Here is a 14,963-nt window from a genome sequence, read left to right on the forward strand (position 1 = left end):
AAAAAGCCTCTACATTTCTGTAAAGGCTTTTGTTTCTAAAGAAGTGGTCCCACCTGGGCTCGAACCAGGGACCACCTGATTATGAGTCAGGTTTAATTACTTTTATTATAGCTTATTTTTTATTATAATACTTGATTATCAATAAGTTAAAAAATTAAAAATGAATAATAAATTATTATTTCTTATTTTAATTGTATTTTTGTTCGTCAAATGTTCGTCAAAAATATAACTAATATTTTCAACAATGGTATCATACAAATTTACACTAAAAGCAACGCCAAATGCACAAGGCGAGTATTTTATTAATCTTGTATTAATCAAAGACAGAATAAATACTAGTTTATCAATCAAAAAAAAATGCAAGCATGAAGATTGGTCATTTGAAACGGAACGCCTTAAAAAATCGCACAAAGAATACAAGCAAATTAATGATCTGATTGAAAAATATTCGGGTCGTATCAGCAATATTATTCATGAATTTGAATTTGATGATACTCCATTCACCTTACAGGATATTGTAAAAAAATTCAAAAAAGATTCAGGAAAACAGCAACCGGTAAGCTATACTACTTTTCACGAAAGTTTAATCGAAGAAATTAAAAATGCAGGAAAACTATCAACCAGCAATATTGAAAACGAAACCTTAAAATCGATTCAATTGTTTTTCAATAGAACAGAAATCACTTTTAGAGATTTATCAGTAGACTCAATCTATAAATATGAATCCTATTTAAATGGTAAGAACAACAGCCAAAGCACAATTGGCATAAGAATTCGCACTTTAAGAGCCGTTTTCAACAAAGCTATTAAACGTGAAATCATTCCTGCAACAATATATCCTTTTGATAAATTTAAAGTATCAAAAATTAAAGAAAGTGGTAAAAAAGAGTATTTATCTGAAAAAGAACTTGAATTATTGAAAAACGTGCAATTGCTAAAAAAAAATGATATCATTGCAAGAGATATGTTTTTGCTAAGTTTTTATGGGAGAGGAATTAATTTCATTGATTTAATGCAATTAAAAAAAACGGATTTATATAAAGAAACAATTACCTACAAAAGAAGTAAAACTGAGGTAATAGTAAACTTTAAAATAAATGATTTCTGGAAACAGAAAATTGAAGAATATACTTCACCTACCGAATCAACCTATTTGTTCAATATCATTCATAATAATCAGAACTCCAAAATTTATATAAATAACAGAAAAAGAAAATATCTCAAAATTTATATAAACACACCTCTTAAAACAATTATCACTAATTTAAGCATTCAAAAGAAAATCACGTACTATTGCGCTAGACATTCATTTGCAACCATTCTAAAATTTAATAATATATCAATTGACATTATCAAGGAAGCTTTAGGACATAAAGATATCAAATCCACTATGTCTTACTTAAACACACTTCCAAGCAACACTTTAGATAAAATGATTGATGATATTATTTTTTAACTGACACAATTATTCACACACTAACTTTTATTTATTTTTAAATGAAATTTTCATTTAAATTCTCAATTAGTTTTTTATACTCGATACCATTTTCAAATTGTAAGTAAAATTCCGAAAACTTATTAACGTACTTTTTATAATCTTTAGAAGTTTGAAGTAGACTTTTATAAACATGGTTTCCAAGGACTTGATTACTTTCATTCTGTAAATCATTAAATGTTTTTTCAACATTTCCAGAATTATATCCTAAAGCCATTATTTCTGAGTAAAGTACATCAATTGTTATTTGGATGGCAATTTCATCATTACCACCTTCTTTTTTTAAAATGTATCTATGAAGTTCAGCTTTGAAGATATTTTCAACCTCAATCATTAGTGTGATATATTCCATGTTTTCTTATTATTAGCGTAATCAATTTTTCACTATAAATTACCTACGATAGTGCATATTTAGCACAGGAAGTCAAAGGCAAAAGGAAATAAATTATTATCGTTTTTGTATCATTTCATTTTTTTATTTTTAAAACGTTTCTAGTCTTAATCCATTTTACTCTAGCCTTATTTTTGATCAAAAAAAACTTACTTTTTTCATTTTTTCATCATTATGAAAGGCCTCATAAATTAGATTCAATTTGTCGAAATATATAATTTTTATTAAATCTTTTTCTTTGATTTTCCTATAATCTTCCTGGTCCACATAAATTCTTTTCTTTTCATCATTGAAAGTATTAATTAAAAATATCTTGAAATATTCTGAATTAGAAGATGTCTCATATGTATAAGTGAGTATATCCTTATTTTGCACTTTAAATTCAGCCTCTATACGGTCAATATTACAGGTATTGATTTTTCTATTCAGAGAAATGATACTGTATATTGAATTAGAAATCAGAAATCCTATAAATGATAATATAATGATTAATATAATTTTTATAATTAGGAATTCAACCCAATTGATAAATAAACAATAAAGAAATGCAGAAAAAAAGAACAATAAAAGAATAATAATAAAACAAGAGTTTTTGATATTCTTTTTAAATGTTCTACTAACAAAAAACATCTCTTCTTCTGTAATTTTTCTTTCGTACATTTTAAAAAATTTCTAAGTCACTTTTCCCATTAGGTAAGTAAAATAAATAATTTAAAGCACTTTCTCCGTCGTTTCCTCCTGGCATTAATGGTGGTACAGCAAATTTAAAAAGATATCTGTTTCCGTTTTCATCTGAGTTTTTGCTTACAAAACGAATAAGTTTACCACTTCCATAAATTTTCACTTCATAATCTTCTAAAGGATATAATTTTTTAATTCTTGATAGGTCTAATTCTTTTACTACAGCATCTATTTCTTTTTCTGACAAATACTTTACATCTGATTGTCTTTTAATTTTATTTTTTAATATTTTAGAATATTCCTTAGAGTTTTTTTGCTCTAGTAATTTATAGAATTTCTGTACAAATGGGTCTAAGTTTTCCGTTGTCGATAAATCTTCAGCATTATCTAGAATATAACTATAATCCCAAGGAACTTCTGCATTAAAAGGAATTTCCATTTCAAGATATGGAAGCTGTTCATCCTTTATTTCTTGAGGCAATGTATAATTTCCAGATTGAATATATTCTCCAAGTATATTTTCTCCAATAATATTACTATGCCCCAAATCAAGAGATAGATCAACTTGTTCAGTAAGCTTCATCTGATTATTAATTGGTGTCAGTTTAATTTTTAAATATTGCCTTCCGCTTTTTAAAATATAAGAATTTAAAGGTATTTCATTTGTCATACCCCCTTTAACGCTGTAGCTAAATACAGGAATATCATTAAGTAGCAATTCAAAATTACAAGCTTGTACTTGTAATTTTACAGTATAGTATGGTTTTGCTTTGTATGCTTTTTTATTATCTAAAATTTCTTTTTTTATCAATTCCATATTAATTTTATTAGTTTGTGAATAAATTTTTAAAGGTATAAATAGTAGCAAAAAATATATTATATGTTTCATGATTCTACTATATAACCTTTACCTTTTACAAAATCATCTTTTCTATCCAAAATATTATATGTGTCTTTGTATTGAGTAACTGAATCATCTATTTTGGCTGATAAAATACAAACAATATTTATCCCCATAAAATCGCACTTAGCTTCTACGAAAGTTCCTTTTTTATCATGTCCAATACTAGCTTTTGGCTTTATAGAAGTTACTATGGATCCTTCTGCTGACAACTCTGTTTTAAATCCTACCTGAGTCTCAAAAATGACCGCCGAAAAATCTTTTTTTATCTTGGCTGATAATACAAGCTTGATTCCAAGTTCGCCATTTAAGTTTAAATTAGAACCACCTTTTTCGGCAAGTGCATATTCGAATTCTACATTTACTTGTCCAAATATTGTGAGCATAAAGTTTAATTCTGCCCCGGCAGTATTTAATGCTATCTCAATTGCCTTTACAGCCTGCCCAAAGGCAGGAACATATGAAACTGCAGCAATAATATCTAATGAGACATCACCCTTTAACAAGGGGTTAAATCTTAAGGCAATCTTTCCGTCAGTATAAACCTCATTTGTTTCGTCTTTTATTGCAGCTTGCCACTTCCCACCAATACTAATAGCAGGATAATCAATTGTACCAATAATTGGTGACTTTAAAAATTTCCCCAGCCCCTTTACAGTACTCTTATGTCCGGAATTTATTTTATCAATATTGGTTAATGTGTCTAAACCTTCTTTCAATGATAAAAACAACTCTAAGAATTTTTTTATTTTCTGAGCATATTTTTCTGCTAACTCAATTTCTTCACCTTTATTATATTCAGCTTTGAGGACTAATTGAAACTCTAAATCCATACCATTAGCTCTTTTCTCCATTCCATAGGTATTAATTCTTCCTGCTTTTTTAGCTTTTTCAAAAGAATCACTATGCCTAGATTGAGGCTTTTTTTCAGCCTTTTCTTCATCACTGTTTCTTGGATAGTTTGGAAGATTTGTGTGTGTATACTGTTCAGGACCTTTCATTCCAAACCTAAAATCCAAAGCCCATTTTACATCAGGATAGGCAACAATATTTATTCTTTTTTCATGTCTACAAGATAAAGCCCTCAATTCTAAAGCATGGTTATTATCATCACGCAAACTAACAGGCCAAATATATTCAAACATTTTAAAAGAGGTCATCTCTACAAGATTATCATTACTTGGATGATAATTAAATGCTGCTTTAAAATTTAATGTTTTGCCATCGTTTTTGGTGATTTTATAATTTTCAGGAGTTTTTAATATACTTATAGAGTTTTTTTTGTGATTATTAGATTTGCCATCAAATCGACATTCTTTTGTTTCAAGATCGTTTAATTCTATTTCATAATCTTTAAAATGATCGGTATCTGCACAAATAATAGGTATGTTGTATGTAAGAGGGCTAACCATATTATTTTCTTTGAAAATAATTCTGTTTTTCTCTTTCTCGGTTTCAGGAATTATTTTAAGCTCAATTGCTGTATACTTGCAAGGATGAAATGCACTCTCATTTGTTTCTACTGCACCAATTACTGAAACATGATTACTCACTTCTTTAGGAGCTGTAAGAATTAAACTGTTTTTAGCAATACTTAAATAACTACGCTCAAAATTTTCAAAATAAATATCATCTTGAATTGATTTTATAATAGGAAATATTTTTAATTCTTTCCCACCTTCCTTCTCCCAAATTGCTTCAACTAATACCTCTACTTCTATTTTTTGAGTATATTGTTCTGAACTTTGTTCATTTTTTATCAAGTCAGAAACCCCTACCTTGCCAATATCATTTTTCTTAACTTTTACTACATTCACTTCCCTAACAAAAATTGACTGACCTGAGAAATTCAACTCATCATTACCAGTAAACAAATCACGATCTATTAATTTTATTTCTACTTCTTGCCCATACATGCCAGACGTGTAGATATGTAATATTACTTTAGACATAAAACCAATAGTCTCAACAATTGGCTGATAGCTAAAATCTGTCCATTCTGTACGCAATATTTTTGGGGTTCCTTTTGCTTTTACGTAAATTCCGTTTGGTATTTTTCCCATGGCACCTTCTTTTTCATGAAATGCCTCAAGCCATGCCATTCCGCCCCCAACTAAAAGCGCTGGGAAAGCAACCTTTTGCTTACCTAAACTTTGTATTTGAGAAATACCTTTACTAAAGGTTTCATTATGAGACAAACTGTTATAGTTTAATTTACTACCAACCAACTGCCAACACCAATTCACATCTTCATATTTACTCTTGATCGTTTGGGATTCTTTATTCAATTTTTCCCATTCCTGCGTATTGGCTTTGTAATTTTCGTCTAATTTTCTTTTACTCCAGCCTTCTTTCGCATGTTGTTCCCATTTTTGTCGGGCAAATTCAAGTGAACTTTTCTTCTTTTGTTCTAATTCTTTTATTTTTTTTTCATCCTCTTGATACTGCTTGATAGTAACAAAAACAGAACCTTCATTATTTAAAATAACAGTTCCGGTTGAGGCATCATATGTCTGCCCTTTTTCTAATACAGGAATTAGGTGTAATTTGTTATCATTCATTTTGTTTACAGATTTGGTATTTGTAATTCCCCAACTTCATCAATACTTAAACTCATTGCCGGATTAATTACCTTGATAACTTCGGGATCAGAATTTTTAATGTTTTGCTTGGTAACTTCACATGTTTGTCCAGGATTTATGATTTCAATACACGCGCTTCCTGCGACAGCACAAGTTGCTTTACTATCTTCTAACAAAGGCTTACCTTTATTACTCAAAGTAATTTTATCATAAAATCCATCCCATTTAGTAATTGCTGGAGAACAAGGGCTGTTATTGGCTTTCGAACAACTTCCAAAAGTATTTTTTTCAAAAGTTTGTCCTATATCTTTATTGGTTGCCGTTAATTTTGATTTCCCCTCCCAATCATTTATATAATGTTTATCTTGAGTTTTTACTTTCAAAGTATCTGGTGCTGTACCAAATTGACACTTGCAAATTGCTCCTTGACAAACTAAATGTATTTCACTCATTATTATAATTTTGATATTAATAAATTTATTTTATGCAAAAATTAAGCTATTCAAGATCTACAATTTTTAACATTCCTGCCTCTTCAATAACACAATCTTGTCCAGAATTAACAATTGATATAAGACCTCCTTGTTTACAAAGCAATACTGATTTTGTTGTAATGTATTTCCCTCCGGTGGTTCCACTATTTGCTGTGTTTTTCCATTTTTTTTCTACCGCCTGAAATTCACATGCCTTTTTATGAAGACTGCAGAAAATAAAATCGCAAATATTTACATTGCTGTCAAGTATAAGATTTTTATCCTCAATCTTAAATCCATGATCTTCTGAATTTAGAAAAGTTGATTCTATACTCCCATATTTGCATTGCATTGTTGCACTATCTACCACTATATAATCTTCCATCTTATATAACAATTTAAAAAGTTAATTTGGTCTTACTTTGTTACATCTGCTAATTACCCCAAAATTCATCCCAAAATCCTCGCTTCGTTATCATCTTTTCATTGATAATTTCGGCATTCCAATCTATTTCTTCCGATGTCCGAGTTTGTACCTCCGTTTTTGGTTCTTTTTTCTTTACTCTTTCATATGTTTCAAATTCGAGAGTAGATATTGTTTTATTATTTTTTCTTGTATTTATAAAGCCAACAATAGAAAATATGCTGTTATTACTATGATGTAGCTTATATTGAAAATCCATATTGTTATGAATTCCTTGATCTAACTTTCCAATTTGAAATTCCGCTTTCTCTAAATTGATTTCTGTATTTTTCGAAGTATGATCATGTAACTGTGAATTTTCGTCAAAATTTACTTTGGATCTTACAACTCCCTTACGCCTAACAAGGATTTTAGATGTTGCGCTCTGAAATTCATCAATACTTTGGAATGTTTCTAATTCAAAATCATTATTTGTAAATGACAAATCAGGTGAGTAATTTTGATATATAGCCGCAAAATAAATAGTGTAAAAAGGATGCTCTACTAAATTTCTCTTCAATCGTGATGCTGATTGAATACTTCTTTCAAACGAAGAAAGCAACTTGGTTATAACATCACCTTTATAATATTCAAGAACAGAAGGTTTCAGTATTTCCCACCTCTTTTGTATAGCTTCAATATTAAGTATTTCATGTATTTCACCATTCTTATTCAAACTCATCACTATTGGATAGAGTACTTTTGAAGTTTTATCTGCTAATTGTTCAATAACCATTTCAGGTTCTTTATTGTTTATATATACCTGATTAATCTGATATTCTACAATAGAAAAATCATTATATCTTTTTAGAAACTCAATTTGTGAAGTAAAATGAAGTTTATTTATTAATCTATTATTTTCTTTATACAGTATAATAGTGCCATATTTCTGCTTTAGACCATTTTCAGCAATTAAGCGTAAACTATTATCTTGACCTAATTTTATTTTTTTTGGAGTACTAATTTCGGATTCCTGAATATCTGAATTGGACTTTAAAGGAGGTAATAATATATATTCTGCTCTTCTTATAGGCAATCCCAATTCTACTAAATCTGACAATTCGCAATATCTATTGTGATAAGCTCTTACATCAAAAGCAGGAATTCCAATCTTTGCTGCAATTATTTCTATTGTCTCACCTTTTTGAACTTTATACTTTCTAAAATTATTCATTTATTAAAAATCGTTGAAAAACAAATGTAAATAATTTATTATAAAACAAAAATAAAATTGACAGCGTATTTCTTATAAAAATTCAAATAAAAATTGTATTAAAAACAAAAAAGAACAGAATTTGTATACAACAAACTCTGTCACTTTCATAAAATTGTAACAATATGGTATATTGATTTGTAGCATCCCAAATCTAACAAGTGTAAAGAAATAAAAACTCTACCTATTCAAGAAGTGAATAATTTAGATAGTAAAATCTTAACCATTAGTTACGGTTTAATTATACATAAGAATTATCTCGAAATTATTTATTGATTAATTTTTCAAGTCTTTTCATCTTTTTCTTTCAGCATACGCTCGTATAAAGCTATTTTTTCTTCATGAAGTGAAATCAATTTTTTAATCGGATGAATATTAATTATTCCGTAATTAAATGAATTACTGAAAACGTGTCTTCCAAGTATTAGAAATAATATTTATTGCTTGCTACTCATCAAAATTCTGAAAAGCTTCAACAGGAATTTTAATGAGTTCGAGATTTGACTTAGTATATCATCTTCAATACTCATCAACATAGTTGTTATTATACACAAACTAGAACAGAAAATATCACTGTTATTATTTCACTTACTCTCCATTGAATTTACATACGCTTTTTTCATAAGTTTTTTAGTTTCTTTATTGTTATTATCATACATATACTCCCAAGCTTTTCTTATCCTATCATTTTGAATTTGTTGCATTTCAATTTCTTTATTATTATCGTTATAATGCATTCCCCATTTGTAAAGATTGCTTAGGGCTACCATTATAGCAAGCCATAAAAACCACCTGCCAAAAACAATTTTATAAAACAGTTTTGCATCCTGTTCTGGAAATAACAAAATCTGGAATTTCCTAACGATACTTTTAGGCTGCCTGCCAATCATATATTTTATGTCTAGAAAACCTTTTTGAAGGATAGCCTCAATTTGCTTAATATCCAATTTTTCTGAAACATTTTTTTCTATTTTATACTCGTTTTTAAATGCATCAATTTTATTCTCTACGTTTTTAACTGCATTAATAAGCGCCTCAATATGCTCATTGTTTGTTTTCTGTTCCAGTGTAAATTCCTCCAGTACTAATTGCAATGTCTCTCTTTCTATATGACCTTTTTTGTCTGTATTTGAATTTATTTCCATACTTTCTATTTTTTAATATCATCTCCTTAATGCTGATTTCTTCTTTTTCTTTTGAGGAATTCTCTGTAATTCAGGATCGATATAATCCGGCTCATATTCAGAATTCATTAATAGTCCCATAACTCCTAAAACCTCTTTAACAACTGTTTCTCCTGGTCTATCTAAACTATAGCCTTGCTTTTCTTTGTTTTGTTTTTCAGTGTTAAAAGAATTAGATATTGACTGACTTTCTCTATCATAATTTTTTTCTTCACCAGCATTTTTCATGGCATACTGTTGTTTCTGATGTAATATCTTTTCAATTTTTATCAATGAAAAACCAACTTCGCTTCCTTTTATTTTTACTTTTTTATCATCTATAAAAGAAATCCCCCTGCCCTTAAGAACTTTATAACCCAACTCCCTCATATGTCTTTCAAATGCTAAATAGGAACTGGCATACTTTAATGTCTGCTCGATATCTTCTGTAAGTTTTTCTTTTCTATTGTCATGGCGAGGCAATAACCTGTCTTTAGGAGAAAGGAATGCTCTTGGACTTAATACTTCTTGAAGACCGTATTTTTTTTCAAGCCGACGACAAAGTTCAGCCATCCGTTTATAGCTATTACTATCATTGGCAACTTTGCCGTCAAAGCCAACTCGATTGGCTGCTATATGAATATGCTGCTCTTTGGTATCCTTATGCAATACACAGATGTATTGGTGGTCTGCTATACCAAACTCCTTGGCGCATTCTCTTCCAACTTCTCTCAATTGTTCTTTGGTCAATGTATCTTCCGGAGCTAAACGTAAGGTCAGATGCAACATTGGTTTCTCAATACGCCTGCTTAATTTACTAACATCCTTAAACTGCTGTGTAAGCTCATACTTGTTGCCGAAGCATTTATTGTATTCCAATACTTCTGCACGACCTTTATGTTGCAAATGGTCTTTCAATTCAAGTGCAAGTTTTTTCTCTTCAGACAATTCTTTTTTATCTTCCAAACAGTAGCTAATGCAATGGTAAAAAGAGTTGCCTATACTTACATGACCTATCATGACATAAAGTTTTTAATTTGGACAGCAAGATCTTTAACCTGCCCCGACTGCACTTTTAATTCTGCCCGTTCAACTGGGTTTAATTCATCATTACTATTTCTCTTTTTAGCTATCTGGTTTAGGTTGGCTGCCATGTGGTTGAGCACTCCGGTAAAGCTTAGAATTTCTTTCGGAAGGGCTTTATTTCTGTAATCAATCTTTGCGGTAAGTCCTATTTCACGAAGGTATTCAGAAACGGTAAGATTCGATTTTTTAGCTTTGGCTTCAATTATTTTACGCTCGTAGAGTGTACATTTAATTGCCATAAGTTGGTCTCTTTTTATCGCCTTTTTCGGTCTACCTCCTCTATTTTTTTTAGTTTCATTCTGCTCTTCCATAGTCTCTTATCATTTATTTTTTGAATGCGATAGCATGAAAAAATTCTCTCAACGAATGCGATAGCATGAGGGGAGCCAGCGTTTTGGTTTTACCAAAACATAGCTGGCTACCACTCGGACGTCATATAAATCTCCTAAAACTATGACCTCGTTTAACTTGCTGTTCCCGGTTTAACCATTCGTTTAAATCTTTCTTTTGCTCATATAAAAAACTTTGATCGGTATATTTTGCAGAATCTCTTTGCAGGGCTTCGCTAGTAAATTTTATACCTCCCGTATCTCTGTCTAAATAAAGATCGACTCTCTCGTGTTTTTCCATTAACTTTAGTGACTTGTTAAAAAAAGATAGGGAATTTAGTATCAGGAAATTTGTTTGTAGTTTAACCGATTTTTGATTCATCATTTTATAAGAGAGGTAGTCAAAAAAGCCTTCAAAAACGACTACTGATTTTGCTTGGGCATTTATGAAAGTGATATCTTTTGGTGAGCTGCTACCTTTAAAATTTTCACTACGCAATTCATATCCTCCTGAAATATTCTGAAATCCAATAGCAGTATACTTTCGATTATTTAAACAAAAATCAACCTCTTTACAATGTTGCCTTGCAATCTCTTGTGAAATGCTTCGTTTGTCTAAATAAGCCATCAATAACTTATTTTCCAATGTGCGTACATCAACAATGACAATTTTATCAAGTGGATTATCTTTCTTTTCATTTGCAATTCTTAGATTTGAAGACTGTCGATTCTCATTCTTAAGTGATAAACTTATACCAGAGGATATACTTTTGCCATTTAAAAGCTGTAAAAATTCGGAAACTGTACATCTAAAATATTCAATCCCAAAATCAACTACATTTCCTCCCTTGCCTAATCCATGGTCATACCATGAATTTAATTTTTGATTCACTTTAAAAGAGGATGTGTTTTCATTTCTGAGTGGCGATAGATACCAATAATCCTGATTTTTTATTTTTGACGGCTCATGCCCTAACGTTTCAAGATAATTGACTAAATCAATTTGATTTGCACTTTTACAATTGAACTTTTCCATAATTGTTTTTTTTAAAATAAATCTTCTATTTGATTTCGTACAAGTCTGTTTTGCTAATGAAAAAAAGAATTATAATTTTTGCTTTTTTTGATGTTTTGATGCAAATCCCACCTAATACATTGATTATATTAAGATTACACTGCATCAATAGCTGCATCAATGCATCACTTTATTTTTGTCCTGCATCAATTTTGCATCAAAAAAGATTGTTTTTTAGTTTGATGCAGGGTTTGATGTAGATCTCTTTACCTCAATTACAAGACTTTACCTTAATTTTGCATCAAAGCATCAAATATTTTATAAAACAAAATCTTTTTGATAGTATAAAAACGTCCTCTTCGATCTACTTTTACATATTCACCATGCGACAATAATTCAATTCCACAATAAGACTTTGTATTATCTTCAGGTGTAAAACCCCATCGTTTGAGAATATTTCTTATTTCATTAGCAGAAATATTTATTCTGTTATTTTGCTTCCTCAGTAGAACGAAAACATCATTAGGAGCTAATTTCAACTCATCCTCTTCCATTTTCTCAAAACACTCATGTATCAATTCAAGAATAAGTATTTCTTCTTTATTTCGATTTACAAGCTTCAGTAAGGAAGCGGTCATAATTTGTTCGGGTTTAAACCACATTCTCGTTTTTTGCTCGGAAAAATAATTTCTCATTTGGAGGTACTTTAAGAAATATGGAATTTCTTTGTTCAGTTTTTTAAGAAAGAATACATCTTCTGTATTTATAGTACGAATTTTACGAATCCAAAAACGGATTTCTTCTTCATCTATTTGGATAAAATTATCTTCATTATTAGAACAAAGAATAAATTTTGCAAAGAATTCAATTTCTTGTCTATCCTTTCCTTTTGCTTCTACTTTATCTTTGTCCGTCGTAGAAAGGTACTTTAAACGTTCTGTAATTTCTTTTTTATCAAAAAAGACTTCATCAATCGCTACAACTAACATGCTCGCCCAATCTGAATTAAACTGCGAACCAAATGAATCGCCTTTTATGTAAGTCATATTCATTCCAAAAATTGCCTTCAACCACTTTATAAAAGAGCTTTTTCCTGTTGATCGCTCTTTGCTTACTAAACAAAGAATTGGCAATGTTTGCGTAGGTTTTTCATATAAAAGTTTTATGTAGTCTAAGCCTAATTCTGCTTGATTGCCAAAAATATGTTGAATAAATTGCAATGAATTCGGAATCAATTTTTCTAGTTCATCTATCGGAAAATCCTTAACGATGGGTTGGTTAGGGAGTTCATGATAGGTATTATAGAAATCATCTACAATTTGCTCGTAACCAAAATGATTAGGAATACAGCAAAAACCATCTAATTTGGATATGTTATTCAAAAATGATTTTCCATGATCCGAAATGATTGTTTCACGATTCCACCGAACCATTACTTTTACTTTATCGCCAGATATTAAAGGTTTATCAATAATTTTGAAATAGGAAGTCCCTACTCTGATATAAGGAATATCTAAGTCCATAAGATTCAAATTATAATCCTTACAATCTTGTCATAAGAATTTGATTAAAAAATAAAGGATTTTTATGCGTTAATTTACGGAAGTTGAGCGGCTTATTTTTTCCACAAAGTAGCATTTGTGTTCTCAAGATCTTCAGTAGTACTAATGATCTCTCCGTTTAAATAATCAAGAAGATCTGCTTTTCTAAAATAGATTTTCTTCTGACCTTTTTTCTTGGAATATCTAATCTTTCGTTGGTGGGTAAGCTGATAAATGTATTTGACCTCTATTGATAAAAACTCGGCAGCTTCTTCAGAGGAATAAACATCTTTATTATTTAAAGATAGTTTCATTAATGCCTTTTTAATAAACGCATCTTGTTTCTTTGCTAGTTCCATTACGATCAATTCCAATCGATCAATTTTGGAAGTAAAATTACTTGCATCCATGTTTCTAATTTTTAAATTATGAAACAAGTTTACGGAGGTTGGGCTATGTAAAAAATCGTGTAAAAACAATTTACATATTTAAAATAACTAATAATAATAAATTCTCAAACAGAACAAATCACTTTAGCTTATTTTATCTTTAAAAAACATATTTGAGTAATCAAATTTTACATAGCGATCAAGGCAATTTTTCAAATAATCGTGTAAAATCGTTAAGGTGTAAAATTTTATCTCCATCATTTATTCTAATATACTTATTAAAAAAATCAATAATTTTGGTGTTAGTTTTATCTTTAATATGTGAATTCCAATTTTTTTGAATATTGAAAAGTGATGTCAATATTTCAATTATGTTCTGTTTTGAATTTCTTTTGTTATTTATTCTTATTGAAATTGATCCTTCTTTTATTTCCATTCCATTGCATAACTTATAAAGATTTTCAATTGAAGAACTATCTCGAAAAATATTAATATACTTCTCTATTATTAGATCAAACTCTCTTTGATGAATCTGCTTAATAATATCTCCATTGGTCAAATTTATGGCATCTTTAAAATTCACACCATTCTGATTCATTGATCCAATTACATCACTTTCTTCAAAAACAACTTCCTTTTGTTTAAATATTTCGCTAGGGTTTTCAAGACAATCTTTTACTATTTTAAAAATACTCCTAGGTGTTTTTATTTCAAACATATAAAACAATAGAAACTGGGTAAAAACAAGCAAAAAGAGATTTAATAAGATTTTGTAAGTTTCTGAAACACTCAAAACTTCTTTACCAAGAATGACTCCTAATAAAAATGATAAAAGGAAAATTAGAACCAAGATCAACAACCTACTTTTATTGATTCCTACATAATATCTAAATTTCTCTTCAAAATATAAATTTACAAATAGAGGTTTAACTATGAAAAACAATCTAAAAAGCAGATATACAGGAATAACAATTCTCGCAAAAATCAGAATAAATGACAAGATGTAGATATAAATGGTCATATTATAATCAATTAAGTTATATAAAAGTAAACAAAACTAATTGATTATAAAACAATTGATGTTCGTCAAATGCTCGTCATACGAAAATAAAAAAGCCTTTACATCACTGTAAAGGCTTGATTTTATTAGTGGTCCCACCTGGGCTCGAACCAGGGACCACCTGATTATGAGTCAGGTGCTCTAACCAGCTGAGCTATAGGACCGGTTTAGAGGATGCAAT

The 14,963-nt window shown here is 29.5% G+C and carries 14 protein-coding genes, 1 tRNA gene and 1 pseudogene; 1 reads left to right on the top strand and 15 read right to left on the bottom strand.

Translation table 11 applies throughout. The annotated features are described in order from the left end of the window. Positions 1–244: 244 nt before the first annotated feature. Entirely contained in the window at positions 245–1,456 is a 1,212-nt protein-coding gene (locus QLQ96_RS03295; RefSeq protein WP_482494649.1) for a tyrosine-type recombinase/integrase, read from the top strand. A gap of 37 nt (positions 1,457–1,493) precedes the next feature. Here QLQ96_RS03295 and QLQ96_RS03300 read toward each other — a convergent pair whose 3' ends face one another. The 15 genes and pseudogenes from QLQ96_RS03300 to QLQ96_RS03370 form a co-directional block, all read right to left on the bottom strand. Then, positions 1,494–1,847, bottom strand: coding sequence for a hypothetical protein (locus QLQ96_RS03300; RefSeq protein WP_482494650.1), 354 nt, complete (start codon positions 1,845–1,847; stop codon positions 1,494–1,496). A gap of 700 nt (positions 1,848–2,547) precedes the next feature. After that, the gene (locus tag QLQ96_RS03305) at positions 2,548–3,456 is read right to left on the bottom strand and encodes a hypothetical protein (protein ID WP_482494652.1); all 909 of its coding nucleotides are present in this window, start codon (positions 3,454–3,456) and stop codon (positions 2,548–2,550) included. Further along, entirely contained in the window at positions 3,453–6,029 is a 2,577-nt protein-coding gene (locus QLQ96_RS03310) for a hypothetical protein (RefSeq protein ID WP_482494654.1), read from the bottom strand. The genes QLQ96_RS03305 and QLQ96_RS03310 overlap by 4 nt, the downstream gene beginning before the upstream one ends. 5 nt (positions 6,030–6,034) lie before the next feature. Further along, positions 6,035–6,502, bottom strand: a complete 468-nt coding sequence (locus tag QLQ96_RS03315) for a DUF4280 domain-containing protein (protein WP_482494655.1) — start codon at positions 6,500–6,502, stop codon at positions 6,035–6,037. 46 nt (positions 6,503–6,548) lie between these two features. Continuing rightward, positions 6,549–6,908, bottom strand: a complete 360-nt coding sequence (locus QLQ96_RS03320) for a PAAR-like protein (RefSeq protein ID WP_482494657.1) — start codon at positions 6,906–6,908, stop codon at positions 6,549–6,551. Between the two features lie 49 nt (positions 6,909–6,957). Then, positions 6,958–8,160 (bottom strand): hypothetical protein, encoded by a 1,203-nt coding sequence (locus tag QLQ96_RS03325; RefSeq protein WP_482494659.1) that lies wholly within the window; start codon positions 8,158–8,160, stop codon positions 6,958–6,960. Between the two features lie 323 nt (positions 8,161–8,483). Further along, a pseudogene (locus QLQ96_RS03330) lies at positions 8,484–8,723 on the bottom strand (XRE family transcriptional regulator); the annotation flags it as partial. Between the two features lie 60 nt (positions 8,724–8,783). Further along, on the bottom strand, positions 8,784–9,344 hold the full coding sequence (locus QLQ96_RS03335) for a hypothetical protein (RefSeq protein ID WP_482494660.1): 561 nt from the start codon (positions 9,342–9,344) through the stop codon (positions 8,784–8,786). An 18-nt stretch (positions 9,345–9,362) separates the two neighbouring features. Continuing rightward, entirely contained in the window at positions 9,363–10,382 is a 1,020-nt protein-coding gene (locus tag QLQ96_RS03340; protein WP_482494661.1) for a relaxase/mobilization nuclease domain-containing protein, read from the bottom strand. Beyond that, positions 10,379–10,759, bottom strand: a complete 381-nt coding sequence (locus QLQ96_RS03345) for a plasmid mobilization protein (RefSeq protein ID WP_482494662.1) — start codon at positions 10,757–10,759, stop codon at positions 10,379–10,381. The genes QLQ96_RS03340 and QLQ96_RS03345 overlap by 4 nt, the downstream gene beginning before the upstream one ends. A 121-nt stretch (positions 10,760–10,880) precedes the next feature. Then, entirely contained in the window at positions 10,881–11,813 is a 933-nt protein-coding gene (locus QLQ96_RS03350; protein ID WP_482494664.1) for a toprim domain-containing protein, read from the bottom strand. A gap of 269 nt (positions 11,814–12,082) precedes the next feature. After that, positions 12,083–13,315 (bottom strand): primase-helicase family protein, encoded by a 1,233-nt coding sequence (locus QLQ96_RS03355; protein WP_482494666.1) that lies wholly within the window; start codon positions 13,313–13,315, stop codon positions 12,083–12,085. Between the two features lie 92 nt (positions 13,316–13,407). After that, positions 13,408–13,743 (bottom strand): helix-turn-helix domain-containing protein, encoded by a 336-nt coding sequence (locus tag QLQ96_RS03360; protein WP_059117393.1) that lies wholly within the window; start codon positions 13,741–13,743, stop codon positions 13,408–13,410. A gap of 178 nt (positions 13,744–13,921) precedes the next feature. Next, the gene (locus tag QLQ96_RS03365) at positions 13,922–14,743 is read right to left on the bottom strand and encodes a hypothetical protein (RefSeq protein ID WP_482494667.1); all 822 of its coding nucleotides are present in this window, start codon (positions 14,741–14,743) and stop codon (positions 13,922–13,924) included. 129 nt (positions 14,744–14,872) lie between these two features. Continuing rightward, positions 14,873–14,946: transfer RNA gene (locus QLQ96_RS03370), tRNA-Ile, on the bottom strand. Positions 14,947–14,963 lie beyond the last annotated feature (17 nt).

The organism is Flavobacterium sp. B167r (assembly GCF_056824315.1).

Bases quoted from the DNA above. Each gene is read 5' to 3' on its own strand.
- QLQ96_RS03295 (WP_482494649.1), top strand. From the start codon at position 245: ATGGTATCATACAAATTTACACTAAAAGCAACGCCAAATGCACAAGGC.
- QLQ96_RS03300 (WP_482494650.1), bottom strand. From the start codon at position 1,847: ATGGAATATATCACACTAATGATTGAGGTTGAAAATATCTTCAAAGCT.
- QLQ96_RS03305 (WP_482494652.1), bottom strand. From the start codon at position 3,456: ATGAAACATATAATATATTTTTTGCTACTATTTATACCTTTAAAAATT.
- QLQ96_RS03310 (WP_482494654.1), bottom strand. From the start codon at position 6,029: ATGAATGATAACAAATTACACCTAATTCCTGTATTAGAAAAAGGGCAG.
- QLQ96_RS03315 (WP_482494655.1), bottom strand. From the start codon at position 6,502: ATGAGTGAAATACATTTAGTTTGTCAAGGAGCAATTTGCAAGTGTCAA.
- QLQ96_RS03320 (WP_482494657.1), bottom strand. From the start codon at position 6,908: ATGGAAGATTATATAGTGGTAGATAGTGCAACAATGCAATGCAAATAT.
- QLQ96_RS03325 (WP_482494659.1), bottom strand. From the start codon at position 8,160: ATGAATAATTTTAGAAAGTATAAAGTTCAAAAAGGTGAGACAATAGAA.
- QLQ96_RS03335 (WP_482494660.1), bottom strand. From the start codon at position 9,344: ATGGAAATAAATTCAAATACAGACAAAAAAGGTCATATAGAAAGAGAG.
- QLQ96_RS03340 (WP_482494661.1), bottom strand. From the start codon at position 10,382: ATGATAGGTCATGTAAGTATAGGCAACTCTTTTTACCATTGCATTAGC.
- QLQ96_RS03345 (WP_482494662.1), bottom strand. From the start codon at position 10,759: ATGGAAGAGCAGAATGAAACTAAAAAAAATAGAGGAGGTAGACCGAAA.
- QLQ96_RS03350 (WP_482494664.1), bottom strand. From the start codon at position 11,813: ATGGAAAAGTTCAATTGTAAAAGTGCAAATCAAATTGATTTAGTCAAT.
- QLQ96_RS03355 (WP_482494666.1), bottom strand. From the start codon at position 13,315: ATGGACTTAGATATTCCTTATATCAGAGTAGGGACTTCCTATTTCAAA.
- QLQ96_RS03360 (WP_059117393.1), bottom strand. From the start codon at position 13,743: ATGGATGCAAGTAATTTTACTTCCAAAATTGATCGATTGGAATTGATC.
- QLQ96_RS03365 (WP_482494667.1), bottom strand. From the start codon at position 14,743: ATGACCATTTATATCTACATCTTGTCATTTATTCTGATTTTTGCGAGA.